Source organism: Tenacibaculum salmonis (assembly GCF_041053065.1).
In the GTDB taxonomy this organism is placed as follows: Bacteria; Bacteroidota; Bacteroidia; order Flavobacteriales; family Flavobacteriaceae; genus Polaribacter; species Polaribacter pacificus_A.
On record NZ_JBFCVV010000001.1, the window covers coordinates 173,446 to 197,957 of the forward strand.

Consider the following 24,512-nt stretch of genomic DNA (forward strand, 5'->3'; position numbering starts at 1 on the left):
AACAATGATAAATTTACCAAAATTAACCGTAGTTGGTGCAGGACCTGGAGATGTTGATTTAATAACTTTAAAAGCGGTTAAAGTATTGAAACAAGCAGATGTTGTTTTATATGACGCTTTGGTAAATGACGAATTGTTATCATACATAAACCCTAAGGCAGAAGTTATTTTCGTAGGAAAACGAAGAGGATGTTATAGTTATCAGCAAGAGCAAATTAATGAATTAATTGTGGCTCGAGCAAAATCACATGGTCATGTGGTGCGTTTAAAAGGAGGTGATCCTTTTATTTTCGGACGAGGATCTGAAGAAATGGAGTATGCAGCTCAATTTGGTTTAGAAGTAGCTCTTGTTCCTGGAATTTCGTCATCATTAGCCGTGCCAGCATCTCAAAATATACCGTTAACAAAACGTGGATATTCAGAAAGCTTTTGGGTAATAACAGGTACAACAAAACAACATTTAATTTCAAATGATGTTGCGTTAGCTGCAAAATCTAGCGCAACAATTGTTATTTTAATGGGAATGGGTAAGTTATCGGAAATCGTTAAAATTTTTCAAAAAGAAAATAAAAACAATTTACCAGTAGCTATTATTCAAAATGGTACTACCAAAAATGAAAAAATTGGAATAGGTACTGTAGACACTATTGAACAAGTTGTATTAGAAAATGAATTAGCAAACCCTGCTATTATAGTATTAGGAGAGGTTGTTAAACACAGACAAGAATTACAGCAAGTACAGGCACAAGTAATAACAACTGCATTATAATATGATTGGTGAAGAAAGAAATAATCTGTATCCTATTTTTTTAAAAATGGATCAGCTTAATGTTTTAATCGTAGGTGGTGGAAATGTAGCTTTAGAAAAACTAACTTTTTTATTAAAGTCTAGTCCAAATGCAAAAGTGAAAATGGTTGCTCCTTTTTTTAGAGAAGAAACAATAGCATTTGCAAATAAGTATGCAATAGAAATGATTAATGATGTTTATCAAGAAGAATATCTAGAAAATAAACATATTGTTATTGCCACAACAGATAATGTACCAGTTAATATAAGTGTATATAAAAGCTGTAAAGAGAAAAATATTTTAGTAAACGTAGCTGATAATCCACCATATTGCGATTTTTATATGGGAGGAATTGTAACAAAAGGAAATGTTAAAATAGCAATTTCTACAAACGGAAAATCACCTACAGCAGCTAAAAGATTACGTCAATTTTTCGAAGAAGTAATTCCCGATAATATTGATGATTTAGTGAAAAACCTAAATGAGTACAGGAAAACAATAAAAGGAGACTTTGAATACAAAGTTGAAACATTAAATGAATTTACTAAAAGTTTAGTAGAAAAAATAAAGTAAAATGATACAGACAGATATATTAATTATTGGAGCAGGACCAACAGGGTTGTTCACTGTTTTTGAAGCAGGATTGTTAAAATTACGTTGTCATTTAATTGATGCACTACCACAACAAGGAGGGCAATGTTCGGAAATTTATCCTAAAAAACCAATTTATGATATTCCAGCATACCCTGAAATTTTAGCAGGAGACTTAACAGATAAATTAATGGAACAAATTAAACAATTTGAACCAGGATTTACTTTAGGTGAACGTGCTGATACTATTGAAAAACAAGAAGACGGATCGTTTATTGTAACAACAAATAAAGGTACAAAACATCAAGCGCCAGTTGTAGCAATTGCAGGTGGATTAGGAAGTTTTGAACCACGTAAGCCACCTTTACCTAACATTGCTGATTTTGAAGATAAAGGAGTTGAGTATATTATACGTGACCCAGAATTATATAGAGATAAAAAAGTAGTAATTGCAGGTGGAGGAGATTCTGCTTTAGATTGGTCTATTTTCTTATCAGATGTAGCTTCAGAAGTAACATTAGTTCATAGAAGAAATGAATTTAGAGGAGCTTTAGATTCTGTAGATAAAGTACAAGAATTAAAAGATGCCGGAAAAATTAACTTAATTACACCAGCTGAAATTAAAGGAATTTTAGGTACGGATAAAGTTACAGGTGTATCTGTAGAAAGAAAAGGAGAAGAGCCTTTTACTGTTGAAGCAGATCATTTTATTCCTTTATTTGGTTTATCACCTAAATTAGGTCCTATTGGAAATTGGGGATTAGAGATAGAAAAAAATGCAATTAAAGTAAATAATGCTTTAGATTACCAAACAAACATACCTGGTATTTATGCTATTGGTGATGTAAATACATATCCTGGTAAATTAAAGTTAATTTTATGTGGTTTCCACGAAGCTACTTTAATGTGTCAAAGTGCTTATCAATTAATTCACCCAGACAAAAAGTATGTAATGAAATATACTACAGTTGGTGGAGTTGAAGGTTTTGACGGTACTAAAAAAGAAGCACCAAAAGCTGTTGTAAAAGCTATCAATTAATTTCATTGAATCTCAAAATAAAATATTAATTTTACTTTAAAAATATAATGTCAGATATTACCATAAATATAACAGATAGAGAAGGTGTAAAACACGAAGTTATTGCACCTACTGATATGGCCATGAACCTAATGGAAATTGTTCGTTCATACGAATTAGCAGAAGAAGGTACTATTGGTGTTTGCGGTGGTATGGCAATGTGTGCATCTTGTCAGTGTTATGTGAAATCAGAACATAAGTTACCCGAGTTAACTGATGATGAAGACGCAATGTTGGCAGAAGCATTTCATGTAGAAGATAACAGCCGTTTAGGTTGTCAAATTCAAATGTCACCTGAATTAAATGGATTAGAAGTAGAATTAGCACCAGAGATGTAATGAGTAAAATATTAGCAACAACAACAACTTTTAAAAATTATAATATTTGTTTAAAAGACACTGTTGAGCTTTTTACAAAAAATATGTTTTATGCTTTGTTTGATGAAGAATTTAAAGAAAACAACAAGCAAAGTATAGAACATAATTTTTTTACGATAGCAAAGCGATTAAAGATTGAAAACGCTACTGAAATTTGGTCATTATTTCAAAATAAATTACCAGAAATAAGACAGCGTCTTGATTTAGATGCGCTTGCTTTTGAAAAAACAGACCCTGCAGCCAAAAGTTTAGAAGAAATTTACTTGGCATATCCAGGGTTTCATGCTATAGCTGTATATCGTTTAAGTCATGAATTGTATAGTTTAAAAGTACCTACCTTACCTAGAATGATGAGCGAATATGCGCACGGATTAACAGGTACAGATATACATCCAGGAGCAACAATAGGAGATTCCTTTTTTATAGATCATGCTACTGGAATTGTTATTGGAGAAACTACATTGATAAGAGAAAATGTTAAAATTTATCAAGGAGTTACTTTAGGTGGTATTCAAGTTAAAAAAAGTTTAGCAGAAACAAAAAGACATCCTACAATAGATAACAATGTAACTATTTATGCTAATGCTACTATTTTAGGTGGAGACGTAATAATAGGTGAAGGAAGTGTGATTGGTGCTAATGTGTGTGTTACAGAATCTGTTCCACCAAAATCATTGGTTATTTATCAAACAGAAAATAAGATTGTTTCATTAGATAAAGGATAAATTATGAAAGCAAAAAAAATAACCGACTTTGTTGGAAATACACCTTTAGTAGAGGTTAGTAATATTCTTGATAAAAAAGGTGTACGTCTTTTTTTGAAATTGGAAGGACAGAATCCTGGTGGAAGCGTTAAAGATAGAGCTGCTTACAATATGATTTTTGAGGCTTTAAACCGAAGAAACATAAAAAAAGGAGATCATTTAGTAGAAGCTACTAGTGGAAATACAGGAATAGCATTAGCTTTTATCGCCAAAGTATTAGGCTTAAACATGACTTTAGTAATGCCTGAAAATGCTACTGAAGAACGTGTAAAAACAATGAAAGCTTACGGAGCTGAAGTGTTGTTAACACCTAAAGAAGAGGGTATTGAAGGTTCAAGAGATTTAGCTCAGAAATTACGCTATAAAAAAGGGTATTTTATGTTGAATCAATTTGAAAATAATGATAATTGGAAAGCGCATTATAAAACAACAGGTCCTGAAATTTGGAAAGATACAGAAGGTGAGGTAACTCATTTTGTATCGGCAATGGGTACTACAGGAACTATTATGGGAGTTTCTACATATTTAAAAGAACAAAATCCTAATGTTCAAATTATTGGAGCACAACCAACAGATGGTTCAAGTATACCTGGAATCAGAAAATGGTCAAAAGAATATTTACCAAAGATTTTTGATCGTTCAAAAGTTGATGAAGTTATTGAGGTAAGTGAAAACCAAGCACGAAATATGACTCGTAAGTTAGCTAGTCAAGAAGGTGTTTTTGGTGGTATGAGTAGTGGAGGTGCTGTACATGTAGCACTTGAAATTGCAGAAAAAATAGAAGAAGGTATTATTGTAGCAATTATTTGTGATATAGGTGATAGATATTTATCTTCTAATTTATATAATTATTAAAAAATAGAGGTGCAAATAATATATTTTTTTGTTTATTTGCACTTTAGTTCATTAACTTAATACGAATGTTATCAAGAAAGGTGGAGGGAATTAGACCCTTTGAAACCTTAGCAACCCTATGTGCAAAACAAAGAAGGTGCTAAATTCTACTTTTATGCTAATAATCAGTATTAAAGAGAGATAACGGAAAACCTCTACTCTTTTCCTGATAACTTCTACAATAAAAATCAGGAATGTCAAACATATATAAAGAAATACAAAAACGAATTCTAGTGCTCGATGGAGCAATGGGAACGATGCTTCAAGCATATAAATTTACGGAAGAAGACTTTCGTGGAGAACGCTTTAAGGACTATCCAACACCATTGCAAGGAAATAACGATTTGTTATCTATCACACAACCATCTGCAATTAAAGAAATACATGCTAAATATTTTGCAGCAGGAGCTGATATTGTAGAAACAAATACTTTTTCAGGAACTACTATCGCTATGGCTGATTATCAAATGGAAAATTTGGTATATGAATTGAATTATCAATCTGCAAAAATAGCAAAAGAAGTAGCTGATGAATTTACAGCAAAAGAACCACATAAACCAAGGTTTGTTGCAGGTTCTATAGGACCAACAAACAGAACAGCGAGTATGTCTCCTGATGTAAATGATCCTGGGTATAGAGCTGTTACTTTTGATGAATTAAGAATCGCTTATAAGCAACAAGTAGAAGCTTTATTAGATGGTGGATCTGACCTTTTATTAGTAGAAACAGTTTTCGATACTTTAAATGCTAAAGCTGCATTGTTCGCTATTGAAGAGGTAAAAGAGGAAAGAAAAATTGAAATACCAGTAATGTTAAGCGGTACTATTACTGATGCAAGTGGTAGAACTTTATCTGGTCAAACAGCAGAAGCTTTTTTAATTTCGGTATCTCATATTCCATTATTATCTGTAGGATTTAATTGTGCTTTAGGAGCTAATTTATTGCAACCTCACTTAGAAGCTATTGCATCTAAAACAGATTTTGCAATTTCAGCACATCCTAATGCTGGTTTACCTAATGCTTTTGGAGAGTATGATGAAACTGCTGAAGAAATGGCAGATCAAATAGAAGAGTATCTAGAAAAAAACTTGATTAATATTATTGGTGGATGTTGTGGTACTACTCCAGAACATATTACTGCAATTGCCGAATTGGCAAATAAATACCAACCAAGAAAATGCAAATAAAACAAGACAAGTACATGCGCTTATCTGGTTTAGAGCCGTTGGTTTTAAATGAGAATAGCAACTTTATTAATGTTGGTGAACGCACAAATGTAGCAGGATCTCGTAAGTTTTTACGATTAATTAAAGAAGAAAAATTTGATGAAGCACTAGCGATTGCTAGACATCAGGTTGAAGGTGGTGCGCAAATTATCGACATTAATATGGATGATGGTTTGATTGATGGTAAAGAAGCTATGGTTCGATTTTTAAATCTAATTGCTGCTGAACCAGATATTTGTAGAGTTCCGTTAATGATTGATAGCTCGAAATGGGAAATAATCGAGGCAGGATTACAAGTTGTACAAGGTAAAAGTGTTGTGAATTCTATTTCTTTAAAAGAAGGAGAAGAAAAATTTATTTGGGAAGCAACTCAAATTAAAAGATATGGAGCTGCTGTTATTGTTATGGCTTTTGATGAAGTTGGACAAGCAGATAATTATCAAAGAAGAATTGAAATAGCTGAAAGATCGTATCGTGTATTAGTTGATAAAGTAGGTTTTGCATCCGAAGATATTATTTTCGATTTAAATATTTTTCCTGTTGCTACAGGAATGGATGAACACCGAAGAAATGCTATCGATTTTATAGAAGCAACTCGTTGGGTTCGTCAAAATTTACCAAACGTAAGTGTAAGTGGTGGTGTTAGTAATGTGTCATTTTCGTTTAGAGGAAATAACACGGTACGAGAAGCAATGCATTCGGTTTTCTTATATTATGCTATTCAGGCGGGTATGAATATAGGTATTGTAAACCCAGCAATGTTGGAAATTTATGATGATATTCCTAAAGATTTATTAGAGCATATTGAAGATGTTATTTTAGATAGAAGAGAAGATGCTACCGAGCGTTTATTAGATTTTGCAGAAACTGTAAAAGGTGTTGTAAAACAAGATGAAACTAAAGTCTTAGAATGGCGAAGTTTGCCTTTACAAGAAAGAATTACACATTCATTAGTAAAAGGAATCGATGCTTTTATTATTGAAGATTCAGAAGAAGCAAGGTTAGCTGCTAAAAAACCGATTGAAGTAATTGAAGGTCATTTAATGATTGGAATGAACGTTGTTGGAGATTTATTTGGAGCAGGGAAAATGTTTTTGCCTCAAGTGGTAAAATCTGCCCGTGTAATGAAAAAAGCAGTTGCTTATTTAAATCCGTTTATTGAAGCCGAAAAAGGTGAAAAACAACAAGCATTAGGAAAAGTATTAATGGCAACCGTAAAAGGTGATGTTCATGATATTGGTAAAAATATTGTAAGTGTTGTTTTAGGTTGTAATAATTACGAAATTGTTGATTTAGGAGTAATGGTAGCTCCTGAAAAAATTATTGAAGCTGCTAAAAAAGAAAATGTTGATATTATTGGTTTATCAGGATTAATAACGCCTTCTTTAGATGAAATGGTGTATTTGGCAAAAGAAATGGAGCGTCAAAATTTTACGGTTCCGTTGTTAATTGGAGGTGCAACAACTTCAAAAGCACATACGGCTGTAAAAATAGATCCACAATATAAAAATGCAGTTGTACATGTAAATGATGCATCAAGAGCTGTAACTGTTGTTAGTGACTTACTAAACAAAGAAACAAGTAATGCTTATGTCGCTAAGTTAAAACAAGATTACGATGAATTTCGTGAGAAGTTTTTAAAACGAGGAAAACAAAAAGCATATACTTCAATTGAAGAAGCTAGAAAACGTAAGTTTAAAATTGATTGGGAAACATCATCAATTATAAAACCAAATGAATTAGGTATTCAAACGATAGAGCAAGTTCGTTTAAAAGACTTATTACCTTTTATTGATTGGAGTCCATTTTTTAGAAGTTGGGATTTACATGGAAGATATCCAGATATTTTAACTGATGAAGTTGTTGGTGAACAAGCAACTCAGTTACTTGAAGATTCTAAAGTTATTTTAGATGAAATTATTACCAAACAATTATTAAAACCAAAAGGAATTTTTGGATTGTTTGAAGCTAATTCAATTAATGATGATGATATTTCTATTCAGAAAAAAGGAGAAGAAATAGCTGTTTTTAGAACTTTACGTCAGCAACTTAAAAAACGAGAAGGAAAACCAAGTATTGCTTTATCTGATTTTATAGCGCCAAAAGAATCTAACAAAAAAGATTATATGGGAGCTTTTTGTACTGCAATTTATGGTGCTGATGAATTAGCAAAAAAGTATAAAGATAAAGAAGATGATTATAATGCAATTATGGTACAAGCAATTGCTGATCGTTTTGCTGAAGCTTTTGCAGAATATTTACATCATAGAGTAAGAACTAAACATTGGGGATATGCTTCTGATGAAACATTATCTAATGATGAATTGATAAAGGAAACTTATAAAGGAATTCGTCCTGCACCTGGTTATCCTGCATGTCCTGATCATTTAGAAAAAGAAACTATTTGGGATGTTTTACAGGTTGAAGAAAAAATAGGTGTAACATTAACTGAAAGTTTAGCTATGTGGCCAGCAGCAGCAGTTTCTGGTTATTACTTTGCTAATGAAGAAGCAAAATACTTCGGATTAGGTAAAATTACTGATGATCAGGTTCGTGATTTTGCTGATAGAAAAGGTATCACTTTAGATAAAGCAAGAAAGTGGTTACATCCTGCAATTGCCGATATGTAGGTTGCGTTAGCGATTGAAGCGGCATCCTTTTTAAAGAACCACCTTTTTAGTGGTTCTTTAAAAAGATATAGCGTAAAGCGCGACCCTTGTGGTAACGCCCAAATTAATGATATAAAGTAGGGTATTGTAAAATATTGCATTAAATTATTTAGCCATGAAAGTAACAGAACATATTAAAAAAGCAAACGGAAAAACATTATTTTCGTTTGAAATTATTCCACCAAAAAAAGGAAATAATATTCAAGATTTATATAATAATATAAATCCGTTAATGGAATTTAATCCACCTTTTATAGATGTTACCACTTCGAGAGAAGAACATTTGTATATCGATAAAGGAAATGGTTTATTAGATAGAAAAATTACCAGAATGCGACCAGGAACGGTTGGTATTTGTGCAGCAATAAAACATAAATATGATGTAGATACTGTTCCGCATGTTTTATGTGGAGGTTTTACTAAAGAAGAAACAGAGTATTTATTGGTTGATTGCCATTATTTAGGTATTCAAAATGTAATGGCTTTGCGAGGAGATGCAATGAGTCATCAAAGGTATTTTGAACCTAGTAAAGGAGGTCATACCTATGCAACAGAGTTAGTATCACAAATTAATGATTTAAATAAAGGTAAGTATTTACATAATGTTGTTGATGCAAGTCATAAAACAGATTTTTGTATAGGTGTTGCTGGGTATCCTGAAAAACATTTAGAATCTCCTTCTTTACAAACAGATTTAAAACGTTTAAAAGAAAAGGTAGATGCAGGAGCTGATTATGTAGTAACTCAAATGTTTTTTGATAATCAAAAATATTTCGAGTTTGTTAACGCTGCAAGAGAAATAGGTATTACAGTACCTATTATTCCAGGAATAAAACCTGTTGCTGTAAAGCGTCATTTACAATTATTACCACAGGTTTTTAAAATTGATTTACCAGAAGCATTTATAAAATCGATAGATGATTGTAAGAATAATAAAGAAGTAAGGCAGATTGGTATTGAATGGTGTATTGAACAATCTAAAGAATTGTTAAATGCAGGTGTACCTTTATTACATTATTATTCTATGGGTAAAAGTGATAATATTAAAGCAATAGCTAAAGCATTATTTTAAAAAAAATATCGTTTTATCGTTTATTTTGAATGAGTTTATTTTTTATGATTTCTGAAACAGATTTATTTTCTATTTTAGATTCTAACCATGAAAGAATATCTAAATATAAAAATGCTCTTTTTTCATAAGGATGATTTTCATAAATTTTTAAACGATTATATATGTTTTTAAATTCCTTTTTTATTTGATGAGGGAATACATCACCTAGCGCTTTTATTGACGAAATGAATTCTTTTTGAACCTCTTGAAGATTTTCCATTTTTAATAAAAAGCGGTAGGTGTCTTTAAATTGTAATTCAAAATCATAATCTAAGCCACATTCATAATGTGCAATTAGGCTTAAAATTCTGGCAAAACATTGCAAATCTTCTGCTACATGAATTTTTTTCGACTTAATAATTTTATTTAAGTAAAAAATACATTCCTTATTTTTATTCATACCAAAGTATAAACTAGCTATTTTATAGTATAAAACTACAATATGATGATTGTCTAATCTGTTTCTATAGGCTTCAATTTTAGTATTGATTGTTGCTACTAAATATTCTCCTTCATCAAAACTTCCTTCTAAAAAATGAAAATGCAGTTTATTTGCGTAGTAATATTGAAAAATAAGAATTTCGGTATTGCTATTTATTGGGATTAAATTATTTTCAATTTCTTTTTCAAAAAAAGTAAGTTCCTCTTTAAATTTAGAAAAGTGTTTTATGAAAAATAAACTTTCTAATAAATAGTTTTTTCCTTTCAGATAAAAAACAGGATGAATAGCAATATTTTTAGAATTATTTTTAAATAAATCTACCCATTTATTAGCGTATTTATAGCTCTGAAGAAAATCTTGAGTTAAAAAACTATGCCATAAATTAGCTTTATATAACCATAATTTTTCTCTAAAACCTAAACGATCATATTGATAATTGGGTAATTTAGATTCAAAATAAGAGTTTACTTTTTTAAGTTCAGTATCATTTCTTACATAGCCTGTTTTTAATAAAGTACCATATAATTGTAGCGATAAATTAGAAAGTTTACTCGCAATTACATTTTGTTGGCTTAACTCTTTAGCTTGAATAGTTAATTCATCAGCTCTGGTACTAATACTTCTAGTTATATATTGACTTTCAATAACTTTTTCAAGTTCAACAATTTCATAAGCTATATTTTTTTCTTCATTATCAATAGCTGTATTTTTAGCTTTATCTAATAGTTTTAAGCTTTGTTTATATAATCCTTTTTGATATAAAATAGTCGCAAAATCTAATAATTCTCGTATCTGAATTCGAATATTTTTATGAGCAGGATTCATACGTAAGCTAATTAATATTTGCTTATATAAGTGCGCTTTTAAGTTAGATAATTGCTGCTTACTTACAATACCACTTTTTATAATTGTTTTTTCATCGTACTTTTTTTGTTTATCTAAAAACTTAAAAAGAGATAAAAATTTAGCATCATTATTCCCATCTAAACGACCAACATAAAGATTAAACTGACGTTTTTCAGACTTAGATAAAGACTTTATTAAAACAAATAGCATATCGTTTTGTTGGTTGGATGGTGTAATGATTTTGTACATAAGTTATTGTTTTTTAGTTGTTTGCATTGTTGTTGTGTAGCTTAAATATCGTAACTAATAAGTTGATAAGTTGTTTTTTAAAAAATCTAATATATAAATTTGAGTTAATTAAAGGTAAATAAATTAATAGAGATGCAAAACGATAAAGTCCAAATTTTTGATACAACACTTCGTGATGGAGAGCAAGTGCCTGGATGCAAGCTAGACACAACACAAAAACTAATTATTGCAGAAAGACTTGATTTTTTAGGCGTTGATGTTATAGAGGCGGGTTTTCCTGTTTCTAGTCCTGGAGATTTTGCTTCGGTAAATGAAATTGCAAAGATTGTTAAAAATGCAACTGTTTGTGGATTAACAAGAGCGGTTAAAAAAGATATTGAAGTAGCTGCAGAAGCTTTGAAATATGCAGTTAAACCTCGAATTCATACAGGAATTGGTACTAGTGATTCTCATATTAGATATAAATTTAATTCATCGCAAGATGAGGTAATCAGAAGAGGTAAGGAAGCTGTTTCTTATGCTAAAAATTTTGTTGATGATGTTGAGTTTTACGCAGAAGATGCAGGTAGAACAGATAATGCTTTTTTAGCAAAGGTTTGTGAAGAAATGATAAAATCGGGAGCAACAGTTTTAAATATTCCTGATACAACAGGATATTGTTTACCTGATGAATACGGAGCAAAAATTAAGTATTTAAAAGAAAACGTAAAAGGAATTGAAAATGTAATCATATCTTGTCATTGTCATAATGATTTAGGAATGGCAACAGCAAATTCTATTGCAGGTGTAATTAACGGTGCAAGACAAATAGAATGTACAATTAACGGAATAGGTGAACGTGCAGGAAATACAGCATTAGAAGAAGTTGTTATGGTGTTAAAACAGCATCCATATTTAAACTTACAAACCGATATTAATACACAATTATTATATGATACAAGTATAATGGTTCGTGAAAGTATGGGAATGCCTGTGCAACCTAATAAAGCAATTGTTGGAGCAAATGCATTTGCACACAGTTCAGGAATACATCAAGATGGAGTCATCAAAAATCGTGAAACTTACGAAATAATGAATCCATTAGATGTTGGTGTTACAGAAAGTGCAATCGTTTTAACTGCCAGAAGTGGTAGAGCTGCATTAGCTTATAGAGCTAAAAATATAGGTTATGAATTAACCAAAATACAATTAGATTCAGCATATCAATTATTTTTAAATGTAGCTGATAAGCAAAAAGAAGTAATTGATGAAGATCTTCATGTAATTATGGAACAAGTAAATAAAATATCAAAAATAATAATTGCATAATGGGAAAAACATTATTTGATAAAGTATGGGATGCCCATGTGGTAGATTCAATTGAAAACGGACCACAAGTTTTATATATAGATAAACATTTAATTCATGAGGTTACAAGTCCACAGGCTTTTAATGAATTGAAAGAACGTGGTATTTCAGTAGCGCGTCCTGATAAAATTGTTGCAACGGCAGATCATAACACGCCAACTGTAAATCAACATTTACCTATTAAAGATGATTTATCTAGAAATCAATTAGAGCAATTAACAAAAAATTGTAAAGAAAATAATATTACTTTATACGAATTAGGGCACGAAAATAACGGAATTGTACACGTTATAGCACCTGAACTAGGAATTACGCAACCAGGTATGACTATGGTTTGTGGAGATTCTCACACATCAACTCACGGAGCTTTTGGAACAATCGCTTTTGGTATTGGTACAAGTCAGGTTGCACAGGTGTTTGCAAGTCAATGTTTATTGCTTCAAAAACCTAAAAGTTTACGTGTTTCTGTTAATGGAAAATTAAGAAATGGCGTTTTACCTAAAGATGTTATACTTTATATTATCGCTCAATTAGGAACGAATTCAGGTACAGGTTATTTTTGTGAATACGCAGGAAATGTATTTGAAGAAATGTCTATGGAAGGTCGTATGACGGTTTGTAACATGAGTATTGAAATGGGAGCAAGAGGAGGAATGATTGCACCAGATCAAACTACTTTTGATTATGTAGAAGGAAAAGAATTTGCTCCAAAAGGAGTTGATTTTGATAAGAAAGTAGCTTACTGGAAAACATTACCATCTGATACTGATGCTACCTTTGACCAAGAATATACTTTCAATGCCGAAGATATTGAGCCAATGCTTACTTTTGGAACAAACCCTGGGATGGGAATTAAAATTTCAGAAAATATTCCAGAAGATAATGACGTTTCTTTAGAAAAGTCATTATCTTACATGAACTTTCAAAAAGGTGAGAGTTTAATTGATAAGAAAATAAACTATGTGTTTATAGGTAGTTGTACTAATTCTAGAATTGAAGATTTTAGAGAAGTAGCAAATTACGTAAAAGGAAAACAGAAAGCACAAAATGTAAATGCGTGGTTAGTTCCAGGGTCTCAAAAAGTTGCAAAACAAATTGAGGAAGAAGGATTAAAAACAGTTTTTGAAGCTGCAGGTTTTCAATTACGTCAGCCAGGTTGTTCAGCTTGTTTAGCTATGAATGATGATAAGATACCAGAAGGAGAATACTGTGTGTCTACATCTAACAGAAATTTTGAAGGACGTCAAGGACAAGGATCTAGAACTATTTTAGCAAGTCCTTTAATGGCAGCAGCAACAGCAGTAGAAGGAAAAATTATTGATATCACAAAACAGTTAAATTAAGATGGAAAAGTTTGTAAAATTAATTGATACCGCGGTTCCATTAATAACCGAAAATGTAGATACCGATCAAATTATACCAGCACGTTTTTTAAAAGCTACCGATAAAAAAGGTTTTGGAGATAATGTTTTTAGAGATTGGCGTTTTAATAAAGATGGAAGTGTAAACGAAGATTTTGTTTTAAATAATAAAAGTTTTAAAGGAAGTATTTTAGTTGCTGGAGATAATTTTGGATGTGGTTCTAGTAGAGAACACGCAGCTTGGGCTTTAGCTGGTTACGGATTTAAAGTTGTTGTTAGTAGTTTTTTTGCTGATATTTTTAAAGGAAATGCACTTAATAATGGTATTTTACCAATACAAGTATCCGAAGAATATTTAAAAAAATTATTAAAGAAAGTTACAGAAGAACCAAATACTATTGTTACTGTTGATTTAGAAAATCAGGAAATTATAACAGCTGTAGGTACTAGTAGTTTTGAAATTAATCCATATAAAAAAGTTTGTATGATTAATGGTTATGATGACATCGATTTCTTAGTAAGTAAAAAAGATAAAATAGAAGCTTTTGAAGCTTCATTATAAAATATAAAAAATGAAATTTAATATAGCTGTAATTCCAGGAGACGGTATTGGACCAGAAGTAACTGCACAAGCTCAAAAAGTTTTAAAAGCAGTGGCAAATGTGTATGATCATACCTTTATATTTAATGAAGCATTGATGGGTGCTTGTGCTATTGATAAAACAGGTAACCCGTTACCAGATGAAACAATTGATATCTGTAGAAAAAGTGATGCTATTTTATTTGGAGCTATCGGAGATCCTAAATATGATAATGATCCTACGGCAACAGTTCGTCCAGAACAAGGTTTATTAAAGTTAAGAAAAGAATTAGGTCTTTTCTGTAACGAACGTCCTGTAAAAGCATATCAGCAATTAATTGAAAATTCTCCTTTGAAAAAAGAAATTATTCAAGGAACTGATATTACTATTTATAGAGAGTTAACTGGAGGTATTTACTTTGGAACAAAAGAACTTAGTGAAGATAAGCAAGTAGCTTCAGATGGTTGTACTTATTCTGTAATAGAAATAGAACGTATTGCGCATTTAGCTTTTAAAGCAGCACAAAATAGAAGAAAAAAATTAACATTGGTTGATAAAGCAAATGTGTTAGAAACTTCAAGATTGTGGCGTAAAACAGTAACAGCTTTAGCAAAACAATATCCTGATGTTGCTCTTGATTTTATTTTTGTAGATAATGCAGCAATGCAATTAATTTTAAATCCAAAGCAGTTTGATGTAATTTTAACTGAAAACTTATTTGGAGATATTTTATCTGATGAAGCAAGTGTAATCGGTGGTTCTATTGGTTTATTAGCATCTTCATCTATCGGAAAAGAAAATGGATTATTTGAGCCTATTCATGGTTCATTTCCACAAGCAAAAGGAAAAGATATTGCTAATCCATTAGCAGCTATTTTATCTGCAGCAATGTTATTAAAACATTTAGGTTTACACGAAGAAGCTTTTACTATAGAAGCTGCTGTTGAAAAATCATTAGAATTAGGAATAACTACTGAAGATATTAATTCTGATAAGAATTTTGGAACACGTAAAGTAGGAGATTTTATTGCTGATTATATTTATAATAAAGAAGATAGTAATATTAATTTTCAAAATATTCATACAGGACAGAGTACTATTATATAGTTGTTAATTTAATATATAAAATACCGTGCTATTTAGTACGGTTTTTTTTAGATAAAGATTTATTAAAATTAATAAAGATAGGAAGATAATAGCTAAGTTTAAATCTGGAATTGCAGAAGCACTAGCATTTTTAGTAACTAAGTTTTTGTAAATTTAATTTTTGAAATATACAGATTCTGCCCTAGTTTTAGTTTCGTTTTTTTATCGCAAATTATGCGGGAAATAAAATTTACATACATTAAAAAGATAATTTAACGAATTTTACTTGAAACGAAAAATCGATATCAAAAAAATATTACATAAAGCGAAAAGTGAAGGAGAAAGTACAGATTATAAATTTAAATAATTAAATGTAAGAAGTTTCATAAAAAATACTCATATTTGCTTAATCAAATGAAAAAACAAATTTTAAATATTATTTCTATTATTGTTATTGTGATTATTTCACAATGATAAGGAAGTGTATTTTATAATTATAAATAAAAAAGCTTCCTGTTTAGGAAGCTTTTTTATGATAAAAAGTTTTATTTTACGATGTTTTATTTTATTAAATTGAAAAAAATGTATTGAAATTGTAAGATAATTTGTGATTCTAGATATCTGTTTAATTTATGTAAAAAAAGAGCTTATTATTACTCCTTAAATTAAGAATATCATAAAATATAGAATTATGCATTTTGTTTTAAATATTTCAATTTAGTTAAGATAGTTTAATAAAAAACACTGATATTTGCAGAATCAAATGAAAAAACAAATTTTAAATATTATTTCTATTATTGTCCTTGTGGTTATTTCGCATAGGTAGGAAGCGTATTTTATAATTATAAATTAAAAAAGCTTCCTAAATTTTTAGGAAGCTTTTTTTTATAAGAATTTTAATTATTGAATAGGGTAGAAATAAAACTTTAAGTCATTGTTTTTTAATTGTTTACGTCTTTTATTTGCGTATTAGATATCGTTAAATAGGTTCATGAATAATAACTGTTATAACACAATAAAATAATTTTGAATATATAAGTGTTTTAAATATTAATAATAATTAATTGAAAAATCAATTTTTAGTAGTTTTAAAAAAGAATAAATGATATATCAATTAATAAAATTATATAAATAAAAAGCACAATTAGATTAAAAAGAAAAGAACTTAAAATGAAATTAAACAAACACAGTAGCAGGTTAACACAAGACGAATCTCAACCAGCATCACAAGCGATGTTGTATGCAGTCGGTTTAACTGATGAAGACATGAGCAAAGCCCAAATAGGTATTGCAAGTACAGGTTATGACGGAAATCCGTGTAACATGCATTTAAATAATTTGGCTGCCGAAGTAAAAATTGAAACAAAAATTGCTGGTTTAGTTGGTTTAGGTTTTAATACAATTGGTGTTTCTGATGGTATTTCTATGGGAACATCAGGTATGAATTATTCTTTAGCTTCTAGAGATATTATTGCTGATTCAATAGAAACAGTAATGAATGCACAAAGTTATGATGCATTAGTATCTGTAGTTGGTTGTGATAAAAATATGCCAGGAGCAGTAATAGCAATGTTACGTTTAAATCGTCCATCTATTATGATGTACGGAGGAACAATTGCTTCAGGAAATTATAAAGGAAGAAAATTAAATATCGTTTCGGCATTTGAGGCTTTAGGTCAGAAAGTAGCAGGAGAGATAGAAGAAGAAGAGTATAGAGAGATTATCAAAAGAGCAATTCCTGGTGCAGGTGCATGTGGTGGTATGTACACTGCAAACACAATGGCTTCTGCAATAGAATGTATGGGGTTTGCATTACCTTATAACTCATCGATACCTGCTGAAAATCCTAATAAATTATCTGAAGCAGAAAGAACAGCTTTAGCTATTAGAAATTTATTAGAGTTAGATTTAAAGCCTTTAGATATTATATCTAAAAAATCATTAGAAAATGCTATTGCAATAGTTAACGCTTTAGGAGGATCTACAAATGCAGTGTTACACTTTATAGCAATTGCACATGCTGCAGATATTGAGTTTACTTTAGATGATATTCAAAAAGTAAGTGATAGAACGCCATTAATTGCTGATTTAAAACCATCAGGAAAATATTTAATGGAAGATGTTCACTCGATAGGAGGAACACCTGCTGTTATGAAATATTTACTAGATAATGGATATTTACATGGTGACTGTTTAACTGTTACTGGAAAAACATTAGCTGAGAATTTAGCAAATGTTGAAGCAATGGAGTTTGAAGAGCAAGATGTAATTCATCCAACAGATAAAGCTTTAAAATCATCTGGGAATATTCAGATAATTTATGGAAACTTAGCTACAGAAGGAGCTGTTGCTAAAATTTCAGGAAATGAAGGATTACTTTTCGAAGGGAAAGCAGTTGTTTATGATGGAGAACAAGCAGCAAATACAGGTATCTCTAACGGAGAAGTTGAAAGAGGTGATGTTGTAGTTATTAGATATGTTGGACCAAGAGGAGGACCTGGTATGCCAGAAATGTTAAAACCAACTTCATTAATTATGGGAGCAGGTTTAGGAAAATCTGTAGCATTAATTACTGATGGTCGTTTTTCAGGAGGAACTCATGGTTTTGTAGTAGGACATATTACACCTGAAGCTCAATCAGGAGGAACAATAGGTATACTTGAAACAGGAGATAAAATTAGAATTAGTGCTGAAGACAACTCTATAAACGTATTACTTTCTGATGAAGAATTAGCAGAAAGAAAATCGAAATGGGTTGCTCCAGAATTAAAGCATAAAAAAGGGATTTTATATAAATATGCAAAAACTGTTGCATCAGCATCTAAAGGATGTGTAACTGATGGAATTTAATACCAAAATTTATGACAACAAAAAATCAAACACAATCTGAAGCAGATTCTAAACAAAAATTGCATATTTCTGGTGCAGAAGCTGTAGTAAAATGCTTACTTGAAGAAGGAGTAGATTTAATTTACGGATATCCTGGTGGAGCAATTATGCCAGTTTATGATGAATTATATAAGTACGAAGATAAAATAAACCATGTATTAACGCGTCATGAACAAGGTGCAACACATGCAGCACAAGGTTTTGCCAGAGCAACTGGTAAAGTAGGTGTAGCAATTGCAACTTCAGGACCTGGAGCTACAAATTTAATTACAGGTATTGCTGATGCTCAAATAGATTCTACACCATTGGTTTGTATTACAGGTCAAGTAGCATCTCATTTATTAGGTTCTGATGCTTTTCAAGAAACTGATATTGTTGGTATTTCGACTCCTGTAACTAAATGGAATTATCAAATTACAAAAGCTTCTGAAATTCCAGAAATTTTTGCAAAGGCTTTTTACCTTGCAAAATCAGGAAGACCAGGACCAGTTTTAATTGATATAACTAAAGATGCTCAGTTTGAAATGTTCGATTTTGAATATGAAAAATGCACATCTGTACGTAGTTATAAAGCGAAACCAGATATTTCTTTAGATAAAATAAAAGAAGCATCGGAATTAATAAATAGCGCTAAAAAACCAATGATTGTTTTTGGTCAAGGTGTTATTTTAGGACAAGCAGAAGAAGAGTTTAAAGCTTTTATAGAAAAAGCAAATATACCATCGGCTTGGACAATTTTAGGTTTATCAGCATTACCAACAGTACATGAGTTAAATGTAGGTATGGTTGGTATGCATGGTAATTATGCTCCTAATGTTTTAACAAATCAATGTGATTTGTTAATTGCAGTAGGTATGCGTTTTGATGACCGTGTAACAGGTGATTTAAGTAGATACGCAAAACAAGCTAAGGTTGTTCATTTTGAAATAGACCCAGCTGAAATTGATAAAAATGTAAAAGCTGATGTTGCTGTTTTAGGTGATGTTAAACAAACTTTAGCTGAAATTTTACCTTTAATCAATAAAAACTCACATGAAGCTTGGTTAAACGAGTTTGCTGAGTTAGATAAAGTAGAGTACGAAAAAGTACAAAAAGAAGACTTGTATCCAACCAAAGATGGGTTAACAATGGCTGAGGTTTTAAAAGAAATAAATATAGCTTCAGGTGGTGATGCTATTATTGTTTCTGATGTTGGTCAGCATCAAATGTTCGCTTGTCGTTATGCAAAGTTTAATAAAACCAAAAGTAACATTACTTCTGGTGGTTTAGGTACAATGGGATTTGCTTTACCAGCTTCAATTGGAGCTAAAATGGGAATGCCAGATAGAGAAGTAGTTATGATTGCTGGTGATGGTGGTTACCAAATGAATATTCAAGAATTAGGTACTATTTTACAAACTAAAGCAGCTGTAAAAATAGTGGTACTTAATAATGAGTTTTTAGGTATGGTACGTCAATGGCAACAATTGTTTTTTGATAGAAGATATGCTTCAACTGAAATGACTAATCCTGATTTTGTAGCTATTGCAAAAGGATATAGTATAGATGCTAAAAAAGTAACTAAAAGAGAAGATTTAGCAAGTAGTGTTAAAGAAATGATGGATTCTAAAGATGCATACTTTTTAGAAGTTTGTGTTGAAAAAGAAAACAATGTATTTCCAATGATACCAACAGGAGCATCAGTTTCAGATATAAGATTAGAATAATTATGGAAAATAGACAAACATATACTGTTTCAATTTATACCGAAAATAAACTAGGTATATTGAATAGAATTTCAGGGATTTTTTTAAGAAGACATATTAATATTGAAAGCATGAATATTTCTAAATCAGAAATAAAAAGTGTTTCAAGATTTACATTACTTGTAAAAGTAACTGAAGAACAGATTAAAAAAATTATAGGTCAAATAGAAAAGCAAGTCGAGGTAATAAAAGCATATTATCATACAGATGAAGATACTATATACCAAGAATCTTGTTTATTTAAGTTAAGTTCTCAATCATTAATAGCTAATGATGAAATTCAAACTATAATTAATAGTAGCAAATCGAGAATTATAAATATAAATAAAGACTTTTTTGTACTTGAAAAATCAGGAACTAAAGAAGAAATAGAAGATTTATACCACACTTTAGATAAACATGGTATAATGCAATTTGTACGTTCAGGACGAATTGCAATTACTAAAGACGAAATGAAAATTTCAACATTATTATTAGAAAACAACTAACAAACAACAATAACAACATACTAAAAAGATGGCAACAAATTATTTTAATACATTATCATTAGCAGGAAAGTTAGAACAACTAGCAAAATGTAGATTCATGGACGCTTCAGAATTTTCTGAAGGAGTTAGCGCTTTAAAAGGTAAAAAAGTAGTTATTATTGGTTGTGGAGCACAAGGTTTAAACCAAGGTTTAAATATGAGAGATTCTGGTTTAGATGTTTCTTATGCTTTACGTGGTGCTGCAATTGAAGAAAAAAGAGCTTCATTTAAAAATGCATCTGAAAATAATTTTAATGTTGATACTTTTGAAGCATTAATTCCTACGGCTGATTTAGTTTTAAACTTAACGCCAGATAAACAACATACAAGAGTTGTTAATACAGTAATGCCTTTAATGAAAAAAGGAGCTACATTATCTTATTCTCACGGTTTTAACATCGTAGAAGAAGGAATGCAAATTCGTGAAGATTTAACTGTAATTATGGTTGCGCCTAAGTGCCCTGGTACTGAGGTTAGAGAAGAATATAAAAGAGGTTTTGGTGTACCAACATTAATTGCTGTACACCCAGAAAATGATCCTGAAAATAAAGGATGGGCACAAGCAAAAGCATATGCAGTTGCAACTGGTGGTCATAAAGCAGGAGTATTACAATCTTCATTTGTTGCAGAAGTTAAGTCTGACTTAATGGGAGAGCAAACTATTTTATGTGGTTTATTACAAACTGGATCTATCTTGTCTTTTGAAAGAATGGTAGAAGAAGGAATTGAGCCAGCATATGCATCTAAATTAATCCAATACGGATGGGAAGTAATTACTGAAGCTTTAAAGCATGGAGGTATTACGAATATGATGGATCGTTTATCGAACCCAGCTAAAATTAAAGCTTTTGAAATTTCAGAAGAATTAAAAACTATTTTAGCTCCATTATTTGAGAAGCATATGGATGATATTATGTCAGGTCACTTCTCAACAACAATGATGGAAGATTGGGCAAACGATGATGTTAACTTATTATCTTGGAGAGCAGCAACAGGAGAAACTTCTTTTGAAAAAACAGCAGCTACTTCAGAAGAAATTAGTGATCAAGAGTACTTTGATAACGGAGTATTAATGGTTGCTTTTGTAAGAGCTGGTGTAGAATTAGCTTACGATAACATGGTAGCAGCAGGAATTAAAGAAGAATCTGCTTATTACGAATCATTACATGAATTACCTTTAATTGCTAACACTGTAGCAAGAAAGAAATTATTTGAAATGAACCGTATTATTTCTGATACAGCTGAATACGGATGTTATTTATTTGATCATGCAGCTAAACCAATGTTAGTTGATTTCATGAAAAAAGTTGATACTTCTATTATCGGTAAAGCTTTTGGTACAGGATCTAACGAAGTAGATAATTTAGAATTAATTGCTGTAAATAACGCTATTCAAAATCACCCAATTGAAGCTATTGGTAAAACATTAAGAACTTCAATGACGGCAATGAAAGTAATTGAGCAAGATCAAAAAGAAGAAGTAGTTTTCCATTAGAAATATGCAAATAAAAACCACATATTCACCAACAATAAAAGCAATAGAGGAGGCTGTAGCTACACTGAAAGGTGTAGCTATAGAAACTCCGCTATTAAGAAATTATATTTATTCAGAAAAATTTGATGCAAATATCTTTTTAAAAAGAGAAGACTTACAACAAGTTAGATCTTATAAAATTAGAGGAGCATATAATAAAATTAGCTCGATTACTGAAGAACAACGCCGTAATGGAATTGTTTGTGCAAGTGCAGGTAATCATGCTCAGGGAGTTGCTTTTGCTTGTAAGAAGTTAAAAATTCATGGTACTATTGTAATGCCAGCACCTACACCAAAACAAAAAGTAGAACAAGTTAAAATGTTTGGTGGAGATTATGTTGATATTAAATTATCTGGTGATACTTTTGATGATGCTTATACTTTTGCAAAAAATATATGTGATACATTAGGTAAAACATTTGTACATCCTTTTGATGATAAAAAAATTATAGAAGGACAAGCAACAGTTGGTTTAGAAATAATTAAGCAATCAGAAGAAACTATAGATTACGTATTTGTACCTGTAGGTGGAGGAGGATTAGCCTCTGGAGTATCAAGTGTTTTTAAATTATTATCACCAAATACAAAAGTAATAGGTGTAGAGCCAGAAGGTGCTGCGTCTATGAAAACTTCTATTTCTAAAAATAAAAATGTAAAGCTAGCTAAAATTGATAAGTTTATTGATGGAGCTGCTGTACAACAAGTAGGACATTTAACTTTTGATATCTGTAAAGAAAATTTACACGATATGATTACAGTTCCAGAAGGAAAAGTATGTCAAACTATTTTAGATTTATATAACAAAGAAGCGATTGTTGTAGAGCCTGCAGGGGCTTTAACGATAACTGCTTTAGATTTTTTTGCTGATGAAATTAAAGGTAAAAATGTTGTTTGCGTAATTAGTGGAAGTAATAATGATATTACAAGAACTGCCGAAATTAAAGAACGTGCATTATTGTATGGTCAATTAAAGCATTATTTTATTATTCGTTTTCCACAACGAGCAGGTGCGTTAAAAGAATTTGTTATAGATGTTTTAGGTGAGAATGATGACATTACTTACTTTGAATATTCTAAGAAAACAAGTAGAGAAAACGGACCCGCTGTAGTAGGTATTGAACTTGTAAAAAGTGAAGATTTAGCTCCTTTAATAGCTAGAATGAAGTCACTTAATTTTTACGGTGAATATTTAAATGATAAACCTAATTTGTTTGAATTTTTAATTTAAAGATTATTAAGTTCATTTATAATAAGAGCACATCCTTCATTAATTTCTTTATCTGAAATTGTTAATGGAGGTGTGATTCTTATAGCACTTCCTTCAAAAAGTAACCAAAATAAAATCAAGCCTTTATCCAAACAGTTAAGAATTATTTTTGAAGCTATTTCAGGAGAATCAACAATTAAAGCAAGCATTAAACCTCTTCCTCGTATTTCTTTAATCGCTTTTTGATTTTTAAAATTATTCCTAATAAGCTTTTCTTTTCTTATAGTTTCTTCAATAATATTTGTTGTTGTAATTTCTGTTACAGTTGCTAATCCTGCACTAGCAATTATTGGATGCCCACCAAAAGTAGTAATATGACCTAATTTAGGATTTTCTTTTAAACAGCTCATTACATCAAAAGAAGCAATAAAAGCGCCAATAGGCATTCCTCCGCCTAAACCTTTTCCTGTTATGATGATATCAGGAGTCATATTATAGTTTTCAAATCCCCAAAATTTTCCAGTACGTCCAACACCTGTTTGAATTTCATCTAAAATTAACAATGCTCCAACTTCTTTACAACGTTTTTTTACTTTGGATAAATAATTATTTTTAGGTTCGATAAAACCAGCGCCACCTTGAATAGTTTCTAAAATAACACCTGCGGTTTTTGTAGTGATTTTTTCTAAATCTATTTCATTATTAAATTCAATAAATTTAACGCCAGGAATTAAAGGACGAAAAGCACGATTTTGTTCCTCAGCGCCACAAACGCTCATAGCCCCTTGTGTATTTCCGTGATAGCCATTTTTTGCAGCAATAATTTCAAATCTATCAGTAAAACGTTTTGCTAATTTTAAAGCTCCTTCGGTAGCTTCAGTACCAGAATTGACTAAATAAACAGCAGATAAATTTTCAGGAAGTGTATTTGCTAAAGCTTTACATAATTCTAGTTGTGGTTTTTGAATAAATTCACCATAAACCATAACATGTGTGTAATTATCTAATTGTTTTTTTATAGCTTCAGTAACTTTTGGGTGATTATGCCCAAGGCTATTTGCAGAAACTCCTGCTACAAAATCCAACATTTTTTTACCTTTGCTATCGTAAATATAGCTACCACTAGCATGAGAAATTTCAATAGCTAAAGGATGTGGTGTCGTTTGTCCTTGGTATTTTAAAAAATCGTTTATCACTTTA

General features: G+C 30.7%; 20 protein-coding genes and 1 riboswitch. Of the genes, 18 read left to right on the top strand and 2 right to left on the bottom strand.

The genetic code is table 11. The features are described 5' to 3' along the window. The first annotated feature begins 4 nt into the window (after positions 1-4). From cobA to metF, 9 genes are all read left to right on the top strand, one after another. A complete protein-coding gene (cobA, locus tag AB0T67_RS00770; protein WP_369218721.1) occupies positions 5-769 on the top strand; it encodes a uroporphyrinogen-III C-methyltransferase in 765 nt (254 codons plus the stop codon). A gap of 46 nt (positions 770-815) precedes the next feature. Continuing rightward, a complete protein-coding gene (locus AB0T67_RS00775; RefSeq protein WP_455432234.1) occupies positions 816-1,361 on the top strand; it encodes a precorrin-2 dehydrogenase/sirohydrochlorin ferrochelatase family protein in 546 nt (181 codons plus the stop codon). A 1-nt stretch (position 1,362) separates the two neighbouring features. Next, a complete protein-coding gene (locus tag AB0T67_RS00780) occupies positions 1,363-2,418 on the top strand; it encodes an NAD(P)/FAD-dependent oxidoreductase (protein ID WP_369218723.1) in 1,056 nt (351 codons plus the stop codon). A 47-nt stretch (positions 2,419-2,465) separates the two neighbouring features. After that, entirely contained in the window at positions 2,466-2,795 is a 330-nt protein-coding gene (locus tag AB0T67_RS00785) for a 2Fe-2S iron-sulfur cluster-binding protein (RefSeq protein WP_369218724.1), read from the top strand. Continuing rightward, on the top strand, positions 2,795-3,559 hold the full coding sequence (gene epsC, locus AB0T67_RS00790; protein ID WP_369218725.1) for a serine O-acetyltransferase EpsC: 765 nt from the start codon (positions 2,795-2,797) through the stop codon (positions 3,557-3,559). The genes AB0T67_RS00785 and epsC overlap by 1 nt, the downstream gene beginning before the upstream one ends. Positions 3,560-3,562: 3 nt before the next feature. Then, positions 3,563-4,453, top strand: a complete 891-nt coding sequence (cysM, locus tag AB0T67_RS00795) for a cysteine synthase CysM (RefSeq protein WP_271230135.1) — start codon at positions 3,563-3,565, stop codon at positions 4,451-4,453. Positions 4,454-4,518: 65 nt separating this feature from the next. Next, positions 4,519-4,640, top strand: a riboswitch (SAM riboswitch). A gap of 46 nt (positions 4,641-4,686) precedes the next feature. After that, positions 4,687-5,679: a homocysteine S-methyltransferase family protein gene (locus AB0T67_RS00800; RefSeq protein WP_271230134.1), complete on the top strand. Its 993-nt coding sequence runs from the start codon at positions 4,687-4,689 to the stop codon at positions 5,677-5,679. Beyond that, the gene (gene metH / locus AB0T67_RS00805; RefSeq protein WP_369218726.1) at positions 5,670-8,348 is read left to right on the top strand and encodes a methionine synthase; all 2,679 of its coding nucleotides are present in this window, start codon (positions 5,670-5,672) and stop codon (positions 8,346-8,348) included. The genes AB0T67_RS00800 and metH overlap by 10 nt, the downstream gene beginning before the upstream one ends. A gap of 154 nt (positions 8,349-8,502) precedes the next feature. Next, positions 8,503-9,459: a methylenetetrahydrofolate reductase [NAD(P)H] gene (gene metF / locus AB0T67_RS00810; protein ID WP_369218727.1), complete on the top strand. Its 957-nt coding sequence runs from the start codon at positions 8,503-8,505 to the stop codon at positions 9,457-9,459. Positions 9,460-9,472: 13 nt separating this feature from the next. On the opposite strand, the gene AB0T67_RS00815 is transcribed toward metF, so the two are convergent. After that, on the bottom strand, positions 9,473-11,035 hold the full coding sequence (locus AB0T67_RS00815) for a hypothetical protein (RefSeq protein ID WP_369218728.1): 1,563 nt from the start codon (positions 11,033-11,035) through the stop codon (positions 9,473-9,475). A gap of 132 nt (positions 11,036-11,167) precedes the next feature. Between AB0T67_RS00815 and AB0T67_RS00820 the strand changes: the two genes are divergently transcribed. From AB0T67_RS00820 to ilvA, 9 genes are all read left to right on the top strand, one after another. Continuing rightward, on the top strand, positions 11,168-12,343 hold the full coding sequence (locus AB0T67_RS00820; protein ID WP_369218729.1) for a 2-isopropylmalate synthase: 1,176 nt from the start codon (positions 11,168-11,170) through the stop codon (positions 12,341-12,343). Further along, positions 12,343-13,725, top strand: coding sequence for a 3-isopropylmalate dehydratase large subunit (gene leuC / locus AB0T67_RS00825; protein WP_369218730.1), 1,383 nt, complete (start codon positions 12,343-12,345; stop codon positions 13,723-13,725). Before AB0T67_RS00820 ends, leuC begins: the two co-directional genes overlap by 1 nt. 1 nt (position 13,726) lies before the next feature. Then, positions 13,727-14,305 (top strand): 3-isopropylmalate dehydratase small subunit, encoded by a 579-nt coding sequence (leuD, locus tag AB0T67_RS00830; RefSeq protein WP_271230130.1) that lies wholly within the window; start codon positions 13,727-13,729, stop codon positions 14,303-14,305. Between the two features lie 10 nt (positions 14,306-14,315). Further along, positions 14,316-15,431 (top strand): 3-isopropylmalate dehydrogenase, encoded by a 1,116-nt coding sequence (leuB, locus tag AB0T67_RS00835; RefSeq protein WP_369218731.1) that lies wholly within the window; start codon positions 14,316-14,318, stop codon positions 15,429-15,431. A gap of 1,149 nt (positions 15,432-16,580) precedes the next feature. After that, positions 16,581-18,260, top strand: coding sequence for a dihydroxy-acid dehydratase (gene ilvD / locus AB0T67_RS00840; RefSeq protein WP_271230128.1), 1,680 nt, complete (start codon positions 16,581-16,583; stop codon positions 18,258-18,260). Positions 18,261-18,271: 11 nt separating this feature from the next. Continuing rightward, positions 18,272-20,005: a biosynthetic-type acetolactate synthase large subunit gene (ilvB, locus tag AB0T67_RS00845; protein WP_369218732.1), complete on the top strand. Its 1,734-nt coding sequence runs from the start codon at positions 18,272-18,274 to the stop codon at positions 20,003-20,005. A gap of 2 nt (positions 20,006-20,007) precedes the next feature. Then, positions 20,008-20,532 (top strand): acetolactate synthase small subunit, encoded by a 525-nt coding sequence (gene ilvN / locus AB0T67_RS00850; RefSeq protein WP_369218733.1) that lies wholly within the window; start codon positions 20,008-20,010, stop codon positions 20,530-20,532. Positions 20,533-20,560: 28 nt separating this feature from the next. Further along, a complete protein-coding gene (gene ilvC, locus AB0T67_RS00855; protein ID WP_369218734.1) occupies positions 20,561-22,066 on the top strand; it encodes a ketol-acid reductoisomerase in 1,506 nt (501 codons plus the stop codon). A gap of 4 nt (positions 22,067-22,070) precedes the next feature. Next, positions 22,071-23,333 (top strand): threonine ammonia-lyase IlvA, encoded by a 1,263-nt coding sequence (gene ilvA / locus AB0T67_RS00860; RefSeq protein WP_369218735.1) that lies wholly within the window; start codon positions 22,071-22,073, stop codon positions 23,331-23,333. Here the strand turns inward: ilvA and AB0T67_RS00865 are convergent. Continuing rightward, positions 23,330-24,508 (bottom strand): aspartate aminotransferase family protein, encoded by a 1,179-nt coding sequence (locus AB0T67_RS00865; RefSeq protein WP_369218736.1) that lies wholly within the window; start codon positions 24,506-24,508, stop codon positions 23,330-23,332. The genes ilvA and AB0T67_RS00865 overlap by 4 nt on opposite strands. Between the last annotated feature and the right edge of the window lie 4 nt (positions 24,509-24,512).